Raw genomic sequence first — 15,876 nt, forward strand, 5'->3', positions numbered from 1 at the left:
AAAAAAACAGGAAACGTTATAATTTCCCGCTTCTAAAGATTGTAACAACTTACCTGTTTAATGAAAGAATTTAACCTAGCATGCTTTTTTATATTAAGTTTATTTTAATAAGCAAATTGCTAATTTGCTGCCATTTTGTTTTCTGTTAACCTCATATGATCTCTTATAATTTCTCCATCATCTGTAGGTTTGTAATCGACAATATAAACTGTCCCACTGATTACCTTATCAATAGTCACTGTTGCATCCTTCATTCCTTCCATGTGATCAGCTGGAATAACAGTATTTTCTAATTTCTGCTGCACTCCCCATTTATGATATGCAACTTTTTTTATATCACAACCTTATCTAAAAAAGTTGATTTAAGATTTCTTAAAAGAACAATTTTAGGCAGCTGCTTTTTTCACTGTTTCTGGTTGAGAATTACTTGCTTTAGTTTTCGTCCTCACTGGTTTAAAGCCTTTCAAATTGTAGTACATTGAATAGTACGGAAACTGAGCTTAAACTCATGGCCGCTCCGGAAAACATTGGATTTAGTAGCAGGCCGCCAAATAAGTGTAGAATACCCAACGCAATTGGTACATCCATCAAATCACTACGCATTAATACAATATCCGCTGATTCGATTGCTACGTCCGTGCCTGATCCAATCGCAACACCTACGTCTTATTGTGTTAGAACAGGCGCGTCATTGATACCATCACCGACCATAGCTATATGAAGTCCTTCATTTTGTAATTTTTGCACTTCGTTAGCTTTGTCTTCGGGTAGAATTTCACTGAATACGCGATCAATCCCCACTTGCTTAGCAATGACTTCAGCCGTTTTTGTATTATCTTCTGTGATCATCGCAACTTGCAAGCCCATATTATGCAATTTATCAGTCGCTGCGATACTATTTCCTTTTACTGTATCGGCAACTGCAATAATGCCAATCAAACAATTATCCTCTGTAATAAATATTGGGGTTTTTCCCTCATTAGCTAACTGGTCAGTAACTTCTTTATCAATCTTAACCTGAACAGTTTTTTTATCTTTTATACTCATGATAAAACGCCCTTATCAATAACATTATCATTAAAAAAGGAGTCAGACAGCAAAAATTCCCATCTGACCGTTTCTTTTTCATAGCTTTGTCGTATCATAGGAAAGATTTTCGTGAACTGCGTTTTTTTCAACATTAAGGTAGAAGGCGTGTCTCTTACTATCCAAAACAACTAATACAAAATTTATTAAAAGTGGTAGTGTAATAAACCAAATACTATGAACACCGTAAAAGCGCCATAACAAATAACTAATTAGTACACCTAAATAAAAATTCACACACGTACCTCCATATAATTTTGCCTTTTCAATTTTTTCTCTTCTTTCGGGATTACCTTGGGACAGCAAAAAATAATCAATGATGGATATTGTGGCCTGTTTTAAGTTATTCGTACAAAAAACGGTAGCACTAGGATACCCTTTTGCGCCTTTGAATATACACCATTGAAATGCTGTTGCAAAAAACACTGGGTAAAGAGCTATAACTGGGTTCATACTAAGAGGGAAAAAACCAATCAAAATGGCAGCAATTAAATCAAAAGAAATAGAAAAATAGCGTAAATCTATCTTAGTTTTTCTTTCCATTATCGTAGCTGATATGATCCCGCCCATAAAAAGTAGCGCAGCTACGATGCGCAACGCGCCTTCTGACATATTTCTGCCTAATATATTTCTTACGACTTCAATTAAATTTGCTGTCTGCGCTTGCCCGAAATTTCCCATACGACTTGTAATTGCATACATGCCAAAAAAGCCGCCGCAAAGAGCAATGATGTAATGAATATATATATCAAGATGCTTCATATTACTAAAAATACTTTTCACCTACAAAATCTCCTTATATCTATCATCTGGTTTTTATATATAATCAAACGCAATTGTATTGTATTAGGTGCTCAATAAAACATTACAATTTTATCACAAATAGCAAAGAAATATAATCTGTTAAGGCCATTAACAGCTACTAGCAATTAAAATAGCTGTTTAGCGGAAAGATTTAGCTATCTTTTAATGATCACTTTTTAAACGTTTCTATATTTTTTATAGAAACTTTTTTTCAAATTCAATCAATTGAATTTTAACTTGATCTAAAGAATCAATGGTAGGATTTTCAAATATTCGAGACCAAGCAGTAATAACATTTCCAAAAAATGCGCCTTTTAGTACATCATAAGGGTCATCCTCACTAGATGGAAAATCAGGAAGTATTTTCAAGGCTTTAAAAAAAATTTGAGATTGAAAATCAGGTTCAGATTTAAGTTTTTTCATTAAATTCATATAATTTACTTTATCTGTATATGAAGCACTATCTAACACTTCAATTACTTTTTGAATCATTTCTTTTAATGTGTAATCTTTTCCTAAAAATTCATCAAGTGTGTCTTTCAATAAGTCATTATTACTTAAAAATAAAATTTCACTTTTCGTTTTAAACATTCTAAATAATGTACTTCGTGAAATATCCGATTCTTGTGCGATTTTTTCCATACTTGTTTTGTTATAACCATTTTCTTCAAATAAACGATCGGCAATTTCAAGAACATGCTTTCTTATATCTTTATCCATTTATTCCCCTCCAAAATATTATAATTGTATTGTATCATAATATTTTTACATTGACACTGAGTTTCACTAAAGGTAAGATATAGTAAAGAAACTCAGTGTCAAATAAATGAAAAAGGATGAGGGATATGGAAAACAAAAAAGTTTTAGTATCTGGAGCTAGTATGGCCGGCCTTACATCAGCGTATTGGTTAAACGAAAATGGTTTTGACGTAACAATTGTTGAAAGGGCAAGCAAAATACGAGGCGGCGGTTATCCTATAGATGTAAGAGGAAGCGCTATAAATATAGTCCAAATGATGGGAATCCATGAAGAATTGAACGCCCAAAATTTAAATAATATGAAGTTTAATATTCTAGATAGTCAAAATAATATCATTTCGAAATTTACAGATGAGTCAATGAAAGACAATAAGGATATTGAAATTCCAAGAGGTGATCTAACTCATGCCCTGTATAAAGCAGTACAGGAGAAAAATATAAAAATTATTTTTAATGACTCTATTAAAACAATAGTCTCTTTGAATAATGGGGTCGAAACTGAATTGGAAAGTGGCACAAAAAAGCAATATGATTTAGTGGTTGGAGCAGATGGTATTCATTCCAATACAAGAAAACTAACGTTTGGTAAAGAAGAAAAATTCACCAAATATTTAGGTCATTGTTTTACAGGTTTCACTATGGAAAATTATTTAAATATGCATAAAGAGGCTGTTATCTATTCAGAAGCAGGACGAACAGCTATTATGTATGCTACTGAAAACAAAGAATCAGTGCATGCGTTTCTAGTTTTTAGTGATGAAAAGGAACCTTTTGTTAATCATAGAAATATAGAGAAACATAAAGAATTGGTCAAAAATAAATTTAAAAATATAAGCGGCATTGTTCCAAAATTATTAGAAGCATTAGATAAATCAGAAGAAATATTTTTTGATACTACAACCCAGGTTATCATGGATGATTGGTCAAAAGATAACATTGTTTTAACAGGAGACGCTGCCCACGCCCCTTCTTTTCTAACGGGACAAGGATCAAGTCTGGCAATAATAGGTTCTTATATTTTAGCGAATGAATTAAAAAATAAGAATAATATTGATGATGCACTTTCAAATTACGAAAAAGTTATGAAACCACTCGCAGAAATAAATCAAAAAGCAATTGAAAATGAAGGTTCTTTCATTTTATATCCAAAAAATGAAGAAGAAATGGAAAAAAGAAGTATTATTCTAAAACAACTGGAAAATATGAGCACAGAAGATATGGAAGCTCATGATATGATTGATATAACGAGGGTTATAGAGTACCCAAACTTATCCAATCAATAACTAAGTAGAACTTAGCTTTTTAGACCACATTTTTATTTATAAAATAAAAAAATGCTGAAGTCTTTGTTAAATAAAGACTTCAGCATTCATAAATTACCGTCCCTGAGAGGATTCGAACCTCCGACCTACTGCTTAGGAGGCAGTCGCTCTATCCTGCTGAGCTACAGGGACATATAAAAAAGCCACATCCTATTTTATCGCTTTGCTTGCAAAAGAGCAAGATAATTTCAGCGATAAAATAGGATGTTTTTTAGAAATAATCTTCTAGAATGGGTGCTTGTTGCGGGGTTAATTGACGAATAGTTTCGATAATTTCTTCGTCTATTTCTACTAAATCATAAAATATTAATGTATCAATGGAACAATAACCAAATAATAACTGCGTTAATCGCTGGATACTAATCTTTAATTGCGGTAACTGGGTTTGGTTAACTTCCTTTTTAACAATATTTACTTGCTTCTTATTTACAATTTCAAAAGTTCCTTCATTCCAAGGTGCATAATGATCCTTTTCAATCGTAATAGCAAAAGACTTTTTAACGTCTTTTAAAAGTCTTTTGTTTAAAAAGCTTTCGACATCAACGATTCTAGCCATCATTTCAGGACGAATCTCTGCTTTTCCGATAGGATTATCATTTAAGAAAAAGTCTTCATTTTTCGCATAGCCTTTTTCATAAATAATACGTTGCGTCGAATCTTTGTGTGAGCTGATATACCGATTTATTCCTCGATAAGCAGATTCTGTTAAATTTACCCAACGTACACAATGAAATTTTCCGTCTTTAATCTTATATACTAGATAACCTTCTGGACGATCTTCTTCATTATAGTAAATCGCAAAATAATAGCTATGCGAAATATTAAATTTATATTCATACCACCAGCCTTCTCTTAAAATACCTCCGTGTTTATGTTTAGAAGAAGCTTGATCAATTTGCTTGATTGCTTCTTTTGCTTGTGCCCAAGTCTTTCTTCGTACATATCCTTTAGGTTTTGGACTATCTGGCCAAGCTGAACTTTCTACATCATAACAAATACGTTCAAATGTTAGCTCATATCCATATTTGCGATAAAACGGATAAGAAAAAGGATCCAGGTAGGAAAGCAAAATGCCATTTTCATAGCAATCTACCAGCATTTTTTGCATTAATTGATCAATGTTTCCCTGTCCCCGAAATGAAGGATCAGAAGAGACAAAACCTATCCCTGCCATATCAAATAATTGATTATATAGTTGTACCTTTAAAGGTGTAGCAATCATTTGGCTGGCAAGTTCTTGTTCGTTAAACGCAGCATAAACGTTTGAATGGTTAAACAATGTAGTAAAACCTTCTTGATGTTGCTGATCATCTGCAAAACGAAAGGCGTAATGCGCTAATTGATAACTCTCAGTAAAGTTTTCTTCTTGTAATTTTTTAATTGTCACTTACTCACCTCATTTTTATATACTGCTCTAAACATACACGAAATTTAAAAGAAAGCCAAGGTAGTCCATTCTTACACAGCTACCTTAGCCTTTTTTATTCTTCTTCTGCGATTTTTTTCAATGCTTGGTCTACGCCCATTTTTACAAAAGGAATATACATAACTACTGACAAAATTAAGTTAACGGCAGCCAGCACTGCGCCAGAAAAACTTTGCGTTGCTAAAAATCCTCCAATAACTGGTGGCGTCACCCAAGGTGGCATCACTGTTGAAACAGGGACTAAACCAATGCTTGTCGCAAAGTAAGCAACAGATACTAAGACCATTGGAACGATAATAAACGGAATAAACATAATAGGATTTAATACAATAGGTAAACCAAATAACATGGGTTCATTAATATTGAATAGTCCTGGTGCAACACTCAAGTTGTTTACAACTTTATAAGCTTTATTTCTTCTACCTACAAGATAAATCGCGATAATTAAGCCAAGTGTAGCTCCTGTTCCTCCAAGGTTTACAAAACTATCAATAAAAGGTTTGTTTACAATGTAAGGCGCAACATCACCATTTGAAATAGCGTTGATATTTGCTTCAATTGCAGGTGCATTGATGGTTTGCATAAATGGATCAATCATATTAGCTCCGTGTAAACCAAAGAACCATAAAAATGGTGTAATAAATGCTAGCAATAAAGCTGACCAATACGTATTAGCCATTCCCATAAACGGTTGTTGTACAGCTTCATAGAATGAATTAATAATATCGTCAAAACCAAAAGCTGCAAAAATTGCTGTAATTAAGCCAAATATACTAATAACAATCATCGCTGGAAGCAAAGCTGCAAATGACTTTGCGACTGCTGGTGGTACACCGTCTGGCATCTTAATAACTAATTTTTCATTTCCGATCAAGCGAACAAATAATTCTGTTGAAATAATAGCTACGATAATAGCAACAAACAAACCTGTGCTTGACATGCCTGTCGCACCGCCTAGTGCAAAGAAAGAAGCTACCGAAACAACTCCTGTAGCCACTGGATCTTTCCCGTAGCCCTTGGATAAGTTATGAGCAACTAAATAAGCGATCATAACTGATAGTACCGCAAAAGTACCTTCCCAAACAGAATCACCAAAGCCTTTCCACGATTCGTTAGCAAAAATTGAATTCATAAATTCTTGAAAACCTGGAATAGGCAAGTTATTGATCATAGTCGCTAAACCACCCAGAATCATTAGTGGCATGGTTACCATAAATGAATCACGAATAGCAACTAACTAACGTTGGGCGCCAATCTTTGAAGCTACGGGTACAAATTTTTCTTCCATAAAACGTACAAATGTATCCATTTTTCTCCTCCTGAAGCTAGCTTTTATTTTTCGTCTAAGCGACGATATAAATCAATGATTTCCGTCGCTAAATCTTTAAAAGCAATAGCTGTCATCAAATGATCTTGTGAGTGTACCGCGAGCAAAGTGACATCCATATGCTCGCCTTGTGCTTCTTTGGTTAACATGCCGGTTTGTGATTCATGGGCTTGGCTCAAGGAAGTATCAGCATCTTTTAGTTTTTGATCCGCTAATTCAAAATCCCCTTTTTTAGCTGCTGCAATAGCTTCCATCGCGTCACTCTTAGCGTTGCCGCCATACATAATTAAACCCATGACCGCTTCCATATTTTCTTGTTCATCCATATAAAATTCCTCCTAATATTTTTCAGGGAGCAAAAGTAGTTTTTTCTCCCTGTCTTGTTAATCATAGGGAATGAGTCTTCAATTTAACCCCCATCTTTTCATCCTCAGGGAGTAAATTTAAAATTCTATCCCTATCTTTAACATTTTTCTTTCTATTTTTTAAAAAAAACCTCGTTTTCCAGCAATTTCAGGGAGTCTTTTAGCAATTCATTCCCTGTCTTTGCATTCTCAGGGAACAAATGTAATTTTTACTCCCTATCTTTCTAATCATAGGGAGTAGATTTCTATTTTTCTCTCTGATCTTTTGTAACGATAGCTATCATTCCATCAAATTAAGTGCTTGTTGTAATACATTTTCACCATTCATCATTCCATAGTCAGACATATTAATGACATCCAATGGAATTCCTTTTGGTGTTAAGCGTTTTTCAAAATCACCCTTCATAAATCGTACTTGTGGGCCTAATAATAGAACATCAACTGAATTAGATTCCAATTTTTGATCCGCTTCTGAAGATGAGCAAGCAAAAATCTCAGCGTCCAATCCTTTATCATCAGCTGCTTTTTGCATTTTTGTTACTAATAAACTAGTGCTCATACCAGCTGAGCAAACTAACATAATTGTTTTTTCTGCCATTTTTTCCACTCCTTAATTTTTATCTTTCAACTTTATATAAGCAATAAACATGCCAATACTAACGAACGCTATTTCCTCACAAGTCAACTTTTTGACTATATAGGTAAGCGTTACACACTAAAGCAAAACTTTACACACTAAATTTGTGTGTAAAGTTTAAAAGGCGTATCGATTTGGTTTTTAATAAAAGCTTCAGTTAAATACGCAATCTCATCATCTGGAATTTGAATATCATAATTTTTCTCTATTGAAATAAAAGAAGTTTTTAAAATATCAGTTTCTAGACGATATTTCTTTTGAAAAACAGCTAAATCAGGAAATTGTCTTTGTATCCCAGCAGTCCGTAATGCTTCTATTAAAAATGCTAAATGAATGACTAAACCTGCTTCTACACTAGGTTCTAAAATAATGTGCAATTGTGTTTGTACTTGCTGAACAAGTGACTTTAGCGTTTCTACCAAAACTGCTAAAGACCCTACGTGTGTAATTGTCCCGTCAAGTGAGTTAACAATCGTATCCGCTGCAATTTCATCTTTAACGATACTTTTTAATACTTTTAGTTTTTGATCGTCAAAAACATCATAAGCGGAAAAGAAAGGAATATTTTGGTATTCAACTTCAACAGTCCCCGCAATGGCTTTTATTTCATACTCCTCTAGCAGTCCATCAATATGTTTTTTAAAAGTTTCTTTTTCAATAAACTGCATTTGTATAATTTCCACTTTTGCTTGATCAACAATTGCCGCGATACGTTCATATAATTTGGCAGCTACACCTTCACCTGTAAAACAAGTGACCACAATCGCTTTTTTATTATCTTTATCCCCGTGTTCATCTTGGAATTGCTCACGTACAATCGTTTCAAAAGAGCTTTGAATATTTTGATAGATGTCTTCTAAGCTTCTTCCTGCTTCTGACATCCGTAATGCTTCAATGACAATCATTGTACTGGTCATAGAAACAGCTTTTGTGCGAATGCCAGTTTCTTCATATAGTAAAGTGGCAAACGAATTCAACGAGCCCATATCAGTCAACAATAGCAAGCCATTAGAAAACTGCGATTTGTTATCTATCACATCATTTAATAATTTTTGATACATTTGGTTGACCACTGTGTCTAAGGGCATATCCATCGCTACCCCACTTGTTGTACCTAATAACTCTTGGGCAGCAGATAAAATACTTGAAGCCGTAGAATTTCCATGCATCAGCACAATAACCCCCACGTTGTTTTGGGGTAACTGTTCATGTTCTCCTAATTGGATAGAAAGAAACATACTGATAAAACCGATTTCATCAAAAGGAATTTCAACTTGTAATTCTTCTTCGATAGTTGTAGATAGGTCTAACGCTAGTTGAAACTCAGACTTCAAATTTTTTCTTACGCGATTTAAATCTGGATGAACGATTACCTCTTTTTTGTGAATACGATCCAAAGTAAGTTGTAGATGCAGCGCAAAAGCAAAGCGTGCTTTTTCATTGTAGCTACGCTCTAGTTTCTTTTCTGCGATATCATATAACTGATTAGTCAAATTCCAAATATTAGAAGCTATCATCCCTCTTTGTGTCGAAGTTTGGGTTAATTCTTTTACATAATTGGCAAAATAAGCCTCTACATCTTTTGAAACCACCTTTTCCAAATCTGTATTATCTACACCTAGCTGATTTAAAGAAGCAAGTTTTTCTTCAATTTCTTGATACACTTCCATATTGCTATCACTATCTTGTGCGCTGCTGACTTCTTTATCTTGAGCTTCAAAGATCAAATAATCGCCTTTTCCCTCAAGAAAATGATCAAGACGTTCTGCTCTTTCTTTTATTTTAAGCATCCCTTTTTGAACTTGTAGGGGACAGTCTTTTTTACGAATAATCAGTTCATCTTGCTCATGTGTACGATAATGCAAAAATGATTTGGCACACACTATTTTTACGTCTCGCTTAATCTGTCCGATATTGGCAGGTGCATCGTATAACATAAAAGCTACAATCGCATCTTTTTCCACTTTAATCGCTCGATTTAAACGGCTGGCCTCTTGCTTAATAAAAAGAGTGATAATTTCATAACGTTCATCTAAAGAACGTTGGGCTAAATCAGGTAAGGTAATCGACATTGGAATTCTACGATTGAAAGTACCTAAAAAAGCGTCTGAAGACTCAGTTGTTGCGCCTATAATCTGCACGGAAGCTTCATATGCTCGGCTGCTTTCACCTAAAGGACGGTATTGCCCCTTATCGATGAAACTAAATAACATTTCTTGGCCTTCTGGCGGCAAACGATGAATTTCATCTAAAAATAAAATACCACCGTCAGCCTCGGCTAGAAGCCCTTTTGTATTCGCATCAGCACCAGTATAGGCCCCTTTTTTCACACCAAAAATGTGACCAAACAATAGCTGTGGATTTTGCGCGTAATCCGCGCAATTAAAAGATATAAAGGGGGCATCTTGTGCTAAAGCTTTAGCTTGTACCGCAAATTGATACATACATTCAGCAAACATGGTTTTTCCGGTGCCTGTCTGACCAAAAATAATCATATGAAGTCCACTAGGTGGATACAACATCGCTGCCTTGGCTTGTTGGATACTAACTTTTAAAGAAGCGTCGGCACCAACTAATCGTTCAAAATCCATTTTTATAGATTCAACTTCTGTTAAGTTGGTTGTAAGAGGATAATAAACCACAGGTCGTCCGGTTGATTTTTGAATACTTTTATTTTTTGCCAGCTCGTTTAAATAACGACTTACATTGCTACGATCGATTTGCAAGCTATCAGCGATCTGCTTAGCTGTCAGTCCGTCAGCATGTTTTTCTACAAATTGTAAAATTTCTTGTTTTCTAGGGTTCATACAACTCCTCCTGTATTTCTAACCTTTATTAGAAGAAGTCTTTTGACTTTTTTTAGTGGTTTTTTTCTTACTTTTCTTGGACTTATTCGCTTGACTCTTAGCTGTTTTCTTTTTCTTTATAGGTTGAGCTTTAGGTTTTTCTGTTGTTAACTGCCCTTCATATAAGTAGATCTCTTGTAAGGACAGTTCTAAACTTTTAGTGATTTTTTTCAACTGTGGCAAACTATCTTCTTGTACGATAGTAATGACAGCCCCTGTTTTACCCATTCGTCCAATACGTCCTGCACGGTGCAAATAACTTTCTTTAGAACTCGGAACTTCAGCATTCACGACATAATATAAATCGGCGATATCCAGACCTCTAGAAGCAACATCTGTACTCAATAATTCCGTTAATTGCTGTTTTCGGAATTTTTCTAGTGCATCTTTACGCGACAGCTTGGATTTATCAGAAGCTAGACTTGCTACCGGCAATTTATGATATCGTAATTTTTCTTCGGCGCTTCCTAAATCCTGCACTTCGTTAAAAAAGATCAACCCTTGAAAATCAGTTAGATGTCCCAAACTTCTCAAAGCGTCCACTTTTCTTCTTGTAGGAAAAACTAAATAATAGTGAGCAACTTGTTGATGGCTTTTATCTTCTTTACTTACATCAATAACTGGAAATTCTTGCTGAAATAACTGCTTAATCGCAGGTAAAGCTTTAGTAGCAGTCGCAGAAAAAAAGGCATATTGGCTAGTATTGGATATGCTTTTAATCACTGTTTGCATAAAGCCCACTGCTTCTTTTTGCAATAATTGATCTGCTTCATCCAAAATAACCGTTTGAATGTTTGCTGCTTTTAATTTTTTTTCTTTTATTAATTCAACTAAACGACCGGGTGTTCCAATTAATACTTCCGGCTTTTTTTTCAATTTTTCTATTTGTCTTTTTTTATTGGCACCGCCAATAAGGCTTTGTACTTGTAAGTTCAAATCCAAAGCCCAAGGTCTTGCAACATCTGCGACCTGAACGCCTAATTCTTGTGAGGGAGTCACAATAAGCAGTTGATTGCCATGTTTAGGCTGCAATTTTAATAGTGTCGGCCAGAGATAAGCCAAGGTCTTGCCGGTACCGGTAGGAGCGACACCCACAAGACTTTTTCCTTGATACAAAGCAGAAAAGACTTTTTCTTGTATCAAACTTGTTTGTTCAAAGCCTTCTTTTTTTATTCTTTCTTGCCAAATTTCTGGTAGAAACTGCTCTTCCATATTTTTCCTCTATTCTTGATCGGCATCGAAAACGACACCTGCTTGTTTTCTTAATTCGTATAATATTTGATTTACATTGCGCGCCAATTCTACCCACTCTTCGTATCTTTCTCCATAAGCCTCATTATCAGGATTTTGTATAATTTCAGCAAAATCTCTTGCCTCTTCTATCATCGGATTTTCTTTAGCAGAAACTTCGATCTCAAGTGGCGCACCATCATCTGTATGCTTATATAGACGTGCTTGATTGATCGAATTTACTGCATCTAACCAAAGCGTACCATCGTCAAAATAAATCTCGGAAGCTAAATGGGCTTCTCCGATTTTACCATGTTGCAAGCACACATCAAAGTTCTCATAACGTAAAATGATCATACCCAGACCATCGACTCCTGTTTGAATTTTTCGGGCAAAATGATGAACTTCCTTAGGCATGCCAAACCAGCCTAATGCCGCATAAACTAGATAAACGCCTAAATCCGCTAACGAACCAGCCGAAAAATGTGGTGAGAAAATATTAGGTTCTTTTCCTTCTAATACTAAGTCGTAACGAGAAGAATATTTCATATAGCTAAAATTAGCCCCGATAATGTGATTAGGCGTAGGCAAGAATTCTTTCATCTTTTTGAAACTTTCTTCGTGTATATTCCGAGCTGCTTCAAAAAAGAACACCTGATTTTCATTGGCTTGTTTAATAATTGTCGCCATTTCTTTAGGGTTTGAAAAAGCGGGTTTTTCTACAATAATATTTTTACCTGCTGCAATTGCTTGTTGCGCTTGTACAAAGTGCAAACTATTAGGAGAAGCGATATAGATGGTGTCCATTTCTTCTAAGGCAAAAAAGTCTGTCAAGTCATCTTTGTATTCTCTAGTACCCGCATACTCTTTTCCGAATTCCTGAGCTTTTTCTAAAGTTCTAGAATAAACAGCAGTCAACTCATATTCTCCAGTTGCAAGAGCCGCTTGTACAAATTGGTGAGTAATCCAGTTGGTGCCTATAATTCCTAAATGAATCATCGTCATTCCTTCTTTCTTTATTTTATTCAAGTGGGTCACAAAAACTAGCTTCTAAATCAAATGGCACTTCTTTAGTGATTTCAAGCTGTGTAGCATTTACATGACAAGCGTAGCAAAGAAATTGTACGCCTTTTTTTACAGCTGTATCTGCAGTATCTTTTAACTCTGGTTGCATCTTTTCATGTATGGTTGCCACATCAATATTAGCAAACTGTGCAATAAAAACAACATAACAATGCTCACCTTTTTCCTGTGCATGTATTAATTCGCGAACATGCTTTAAGCCACGTGCAGTTGGTGCATCAGGAAATGCGCCGACACGTTTATTTTCTAGTGTCATCCCTTTTACTTCAATCAGTCCTTTTTCTTTTTTATCTGTTTCAAAATAAAAATCAATACGGGACTGTCCATATTTTACTTCTCTTTTAACTAAGTTAATATTTCCATTTAAACCTGGTAAAACAATGGTCTGATTGAGCAAAGCACTAAATACTACTTCGTTGGGTGCACTACTATCTATATTATACCAGTGATCTTGCTTTTTTACTGCTATTAAATCATAAGCCGTCTTTCTTTTTGTACTTGGCAAAAAATTTAAAGCAACCACTGCTTCAGGCAACAATACTTCCTTGCCACGTCCTGTATTTTTTACATGCACATCAACAATTTCATTTGATTCTTTTAAACGACAGCTCGCAACAAAACGATTTTTCCGTTCCAAAAAATAAGCGAGTTGAATATATTCATATTTCATTTCATCACCTGCTAGTAAAAGTTTACCATATCTTCAAACTTTCTACGTAAAAATTTCTAAGCAAAATCATCTAATATTTAATAAAAATTTGTTATAATGAATTTAGAAAGAAAAAGAAAGAAGGGGATCGATATGTTAGCAACTATTTTATCTTTACTATCTGTTGCCGGACTCAGTGGAATTTTAACTGCTTTTGCCTTTCTTAGCTATCAATTACTACAAGAAGAAGCTTTAGAAAAAGCACCCGTTAGACACAATGAACATGATTTGTGAGCTTAAAGTAAATACTTTAAGCTCTTTTTTTAATTGAATCTTCCCTTAACTTTTGGTAGAATTCATTTTGATTAAACTAAAGGAGATTCATTCATGAATAAGAAACTTTTTATTCCCTTTGTTATGGGAATTATTTTTTTACTTTTTTCATCAATTTTTACTGCCAATGTTGCGGCCGAAGATTTAGATATTCGAGCCAAAGCAGCAATTTCAGTCGATGCTGACACGGGTAAGATTTTTTATGAACAAAATAGTGACAAAGCTATGGGAATCGCTTCTACCACAAAATTGATTAGCTTATATCTGGTAGAAGATGCAATTCAAAATGGCGAGCTTTCTTGGGACGATGAAGTAGCAATTTCAGACGATGTAGCTGAATTAAGTGAAAACCTCGAACTTTCTAATGTTCCTTTGAGCCAGGATGAGCATTATACAGTACAGGACTTATTTGAAGCTGCTGTTATTGAGTCAGCCAATGCCGCTACGATTGCTTTAGCAGAAAAAGTAGCTGGCTCAGAAGAAAAATTTGTTGAACAAATGCGTCAACAAGTCGAAGATTGGGGTATTATTGATGCTAAAATCGTTAATAGTACAGGGCTTTCCAATGAGTTTTTAGGTGACAATATTTACCCGGGAACTAGCAAGAAAGATGAAAATGAGTTATCAGCACGAGATTTAGCCACTGTTGCTCGAAATTTATTACAAGATTTTCCGGATATTTTAGAGGTTAGTAAAATCCCTGAAAAAGAATTTGGTCAGGGAACTTCTACTCCTTTTGATATGGAAAATTTCAATAAAATGCTGCCAGGCTTACTGGCGGAAAAAGACGGCGTAGATGGATTAAAGACGGGGACAACCGATCTAGCTGGTGCTTGTTTTGTAGGAACAATCGAAAAGGATGGACAACGAATCATTACTGTGGTTTTAAATGCAATAGATCATGATGATATCGAAAATGAATCTGCTCGTTTTGATGAAACCAGCAAGCTAATGGACTATACATTTGACCATTGGAAACAAGAAACATTATTGACTGATAATGATCGAATTCCTGATTTAGCTTCAGTTGATGTTCCTCAAGGAAAGAAACAAACACTGCCAGTAGCCGTACAAGATGAGATCAAACTATGGTTGCCTAGCGATAAAACAACTGAGGATGTTTCCTATCAAAGTTCTCTAAACAACAACGAAGTACAGGCGCCGGTAAAAGCAGGAACTGATATTGGTAATGTGCAAGCTCAGGTTGAAGATGACGATTTAGGTTATTTGAATAATGAAGAAGCTAAAAAAAGCTCCAACAGTGCTATTATCACAACTGAAGGAACAGAAAAAGCCAATATTTTTACCACAACTTGGCGAAATATCAAAAACTTTTTTAATAATTAATCATTGAATTGAGCGGCCTATTACTAGAGGTCGTTCATTTTTTTATGAATAAAAAAGGACAGAAGCTTTTATCAAGCGCTGCCCTTTTCATGTTTATAAAAATTTAACGGGAAAATACAGTTCAACTTCTCCTGCTGCAAATTCTGGTAGATAATGTTCTTGAATAGCACCTACTAGTTGGTAATCTTCGCCAGGTAAAATTTCTTCAAACATTTTTTGTGTCATAAGTTCAAGATTAGGCGCGTCAGTTTTGACAACTAGATATTCCATTGCTGGCATTTCCCAGTATTGCCAACCTTCAGGTACTTGAATATCTGCAGGCAATTCAATACCAGCTAGATATTTACCTTGTTCTTGCCAAGGTTCGAGCCAATTTTTGCTATCTGACATTAAGCCCCATAAATCGGCTTCTTCAGCTTCCTTATCGATAAATGTATCTAATTCATCTAAATCTTGGTATACTGCTTTCCAAAGTTCAGATACCCAATTTGTTCCGTCTTCTGCTGGTCCTTGTCCTTCCTTGCCGACCACAACAAAAGCTGGTTTTGCTGTTTGGATAACTTCTCCAAGTTCCAAATAATCATCTCCTTCTTTTTTCTTCTCTTTATTGTAACGAATTTTTGAGAATTGAGCGAATATTAAAGGTATATCGTTAAAAAATT

General features: G+C 34.9%; 14 protein-coding genes, 1 tRNA gene and 2 pseudogenes. 3 read left to right on the forward strand and 14 right to left on the reverse strand.

All coding sequences use genetic code 11. From position 1 onward, the window contains the following. Positions 1-119: 119 nt before the first annotated feature. The 4 genes and pseudogenes from C7K42_RS03485 to C7K42_RS03500 form a co-directional block, all read right to left on the reverse strand. Positions 120-305: a DUF1541 domain-containing protein gene (locus tag C7K42_RS03485; protein ID WP_014125035.1), complete on the reverse strand. Its 186-nt coding sequence runs from the start codon at positions 303-305 to the stop codon at positions 120-122. An 81-nt stretch (positions 306-386) separates the two neighbouring features. Further along, positions 387-1,047: pseudogene (locus C7K42_RS03490) on the reverse strand (HAD-IC family P-type ATPase); the annotation flags it as partial. 78 nt (positions 1,048-1,125) lie between these two features. Further along, positions 1,126-1,869 (reverse strand): YoaK family protein, encoded by a 744-nt coding sequence (locus tag C7K42_RS03495; RefSeq protein WP_014125038.1) that lies wholly within the window; start codon positions 1,867-1,869, stop codon positions 1,126-1,128. 216 nt (positions 1,870-2,085) lie between these two features. Continuing rightward, the gene (locus C7K42_RS03500) at positions 2,086-2,610 is read right to left on the reverse strand and encodes a TetR/AcrR family transcriptional regulator (protein WP_014125039.1); all 525 of its coding nucleotides are present in this window, start codon (positions 2,608-2,610) and stop codon (positions 2,086-2,088) included. A 125-nt stretch (positions 2,611-2,735) separates the two neighbouring features. On the opposite strand from C7K42_RS03500, the gene C7K42_RS03505 reads away from it, so the two are divergent. After that, complete coding sequence (locus C7K42_RS03505; protein ID WP_014125040.1) at positions 2,736-3,932, forward strand: FAD-dependent monooxygenase; 1,197 nt, start codon at positions 2,736-2,738, stop codon at positions 3,930-3,932. Between the two features lie 97 nt (positions 3,933-4,029). Here the strand turns inward: C7K42_RS03505 and C7K42_RS03510 are convergent. The 9 genes and pseudogenes from C7K42_RS03510 to sfsA form a co-directional block, all read right to left on the reverse strand. Next, positions 4,030-4,103: transfer RNA gene (locus tag C7K42_RS03510), tRNA-Arg, on the reverse strand. 79 nt (positions 4,104-4,182) lie between these two features. Further along, the gene (locus C7K42_RS03515; protein WP_103099925.1) at positions 4,183-5,358 is read right to left on the reverse strand and encodes a GNAT family N-acetyltransferase; all 1,176 of its coding nucleotides are present in this window, start codon (positions 5,356-5,358) and stop codon (positions 4,183-4,185) included. Between the two features lie 94 nt (positions 5,359-5,452). Further along, positions 5,453-6,706, reverse strand: a pseudogene (locus tag C7K42_RS03520) (PTS sugar transporter subunit IIC). A gap of 23 nt (positions 6,707-6,729) precedes the next feature. After that, positions 6,730-7,050 (reverse strand): PTS lactose/cellobiose transporter subunit IIA, encoded by a 321-nt coding sequence (locus tag C7K42_RS03525; RefSeq protein WP_014125043.1) that lies wholly within the window; start codon positions 7,048-7,050, stop codon positions 6,730-6,732. Between the two features lie 319 nt (positions 7,051-7,369). After that, entirely contained in the window at positions 7,370-7,687 is a 318-nt protein-coding gene (locus C7K42_RS03530; RefSeq protein WP_014125044.1) for a PTS sugar transporter subunit IIB, read from the reverse strand. Positions 7,688-7,824: 137 nt separating this feature from the next. Then, positions 7,825-10,533, reverse strand: a complete 2,709-nt coding sequence (locus C7K42_RS03535) for a sigma-54-dependent transcriptional regulator (RefSeq protein WP_124175395.1) — start codon at positions 10,531-10,533, stop codon at positions 7,825-7,827. A gap of 18 nt (positions 10,534-10,551) precedes the next feature. Continuing rightward, positions 10,552-11,784, reverse strand: coding sequence for a DEAD/DEAH box helicase (locus C7K42_RS03540; RefSeq protein ID WP_103092078.1), 1,233 nt, complete (start codon positions 11,782-11,784; stop codon positions 10,552-10,554). A gap of 9 nt (positions 11,785-11,793) precedes the next feature. Then, complete coding sequence (locus C7K42_RS03545; protein ID WP_014125047.1) at positions 11,794-12,801, reverse strand: Gfo/Idh/MocA family protein; 1,008 nt, start codon at positions 12,799-12,801, stop codon at positions 11,794-11,796. A 22-nt stretch (positions 12,802-12,823) separates the two neighbouring features. Further along, positions 12,824-13,555 (reverse strand): DNA/RNA nuclease SfsA, encoded by a 732-nt coding sequence (gene sfsA, locus C7K42_RS03550; protein ID WP_061840843.1) that lies wholly within the window; start codon positions 13,553-13,555, stop codon positions 12,824-12,826. A 132-nt stretch (positions 13,556-13,687) separates the two neighbouring features. On the opposite strand from sfsA, the gene C7K42_RS12845 reads away from it, so the two are divergent. Further along, the gene (locus C7K42_RS12845) at positions 13,688-13,828 is read left to right on the forward strand and encodes a hypothetical protein (RefSeq protein ID WP_155982960.1); all 141 of its coding nucleotides are present in this window, start codon (positions 13,688-13,690) and stop codon (positions 13,826-13,828) included. A gap of 93 nt (positions 13,829-13,921) precedes the next feature. Continuing rightward, entirely contained in the window at positions 13,922-15,214 is a 1,293-nt protein-coding gene (locus tag C7K42_RS03555; protein ID WP_014125049.1) for a serine hydrolase, read from the forward strand. Between the two features lie 93 nt (positions 15,215-15,307). On the opposite strand, the gene C7K42_RS03560 is transcribed toward C7K42_RS03555, so the two are convergent. Next, positions 15,308-15,790: a GyrI-like domain-containing protein gene (locus C7K42_RS03560; RefSeq protein ID WP_103099927.1), complete on the reverse strand. Its 483-nt coding sequence runs from the start codon at positions 15,788-15,790 to the stop codon at positions 15,308-15,310. Positions 15,791-15,876: the final 86 nt, after the last annotated feature.

Source organism: Tetragenococcus halophilus subsp. halophilus DSM 20339 (assembly GCF_003841405.1).
Taxonomy (GTDB): domain Bacteria; phylum Bacillota; class Bacilli; order Lactobacillales; family Enterococcaceae; genus Tetragenococcus; species Tetragenococcus halophilus.

Bases quoted from the DNA above. Each gene is read 5' to 3' on its own strand.
- C7K42_RS03500 (WP_014125039.1), bottom strand. From the start codon at position 2,610: ATGGATAAAGATATAAGAAAGCATGTTCTTGAAATTGCCGATCGTTTA.
- C7K42_RS03505 (WP_014125040.1), top strand. From the start codon at position 2,736: ATGGAAAACAAAAAAGTTTTAGTATCTGGAGCTAGTATGGCCGGCCTT.
- C7K42_RS03525 (WP_014125043.1), bottom strand. From the start codon at position 7,050: ATGGATGAACAAGAAAATATGGAAGCGGTCATGGGTTTAATTATGTAT.
- C7K42_RS03530 (WP_014125044.1), bottom strand. From the start codon at position 7,687: ATGGCAGAAAAAACAATTATGTTAGTTTGCTCAGCTGGTATGAGCACT.
- C7K42_RS03535 (WP_124175395.1), bottom strand. From the start codon at position 10,533: ATGAACCCTAGAAAACAAGAAATTTTACAATTTGTAGAAAAACATGCT.
- C7K42_RS03540 (WP_103092078.1), bottom strand. From the start codon at position 11,784: ATGGAAGAGCAGTTTCTACCAGAAATTTGGCAAGAAAGAATAAAAAAA.
- C7K42_RS03545 (WP_014125047.1), bottom strand. From the start codon at position 12,801: ATGATTCATTTAGGAATTATAGGCACCAACTGGATTACTCACCAATTT.
- sfsA (WP_061840843.1), bottom strand. From the start codon at position 13,555: ATGAAATATGAATATATTCAACTCGCTTATTTTTTGGAACGGAAAAAT.
- C7K42_RS12845 (WP_155982960.1), top strand. From the start codon at position 13,688: ATGTTAGCAACTATTTTATCTTTACTATCTGTTGCCGGACTCAGTGGA.
- C7K42_RS03555 (WP_014125049.1), top strand. From the start codon at position 13,922: ATGAATAAGAAACTTTTTATTCCCTTTGTTATGGGAATTATTTTTTTA.